Raw genomic sequence first — 292 nt, forward strand, 5'->3', positions numbered from 1 at the left:
ACGCGCTTCATGGGAAGACCAAGTAGATGAGGCAATATTTGAATATGTGAATAGTATCACAACGAGTGATGCAATAAATGATGTAAATGCATATAAAGATTATGTGTTCAAGGAGTTGGAATCGCAAAAAGCGGTAGCTTTGACCAGTTGGGAAGACACTGCAAATTTAGATCTGGTTAGCAATCGAGAAGTGTTTTTATCCAGGCTAACGAGTAGCCAATTAGATGAGTCGTACATCAATCGCATGGGAATGACTCAGTATTATAACCAGCTGAAGAGTTACCAAGAAGCG

The 292-nt window shown here is 39.7% G+C and carries 1 protein-coding gene; it reads left to right on the forward strand.

The genetic code is table 11. The features are described from left to right. Positions 1 to 292: hypothetical protein (locus ND812_RS18375; protein ID WP_265376765.1), on the forward strand; the 292-nt coding region annotated here is incomplete at both ends.

Origin of the sequence: Leptospira limi (assembly GCF_026151395.1) — a bacterium.
Taxonomy (GTDB): domain Bacteria; phylum Spirochaetota; class Leptospiria; order Leptospirales; family Leptospiraceae; genus Leptospira_A; species Leptospira_A limi.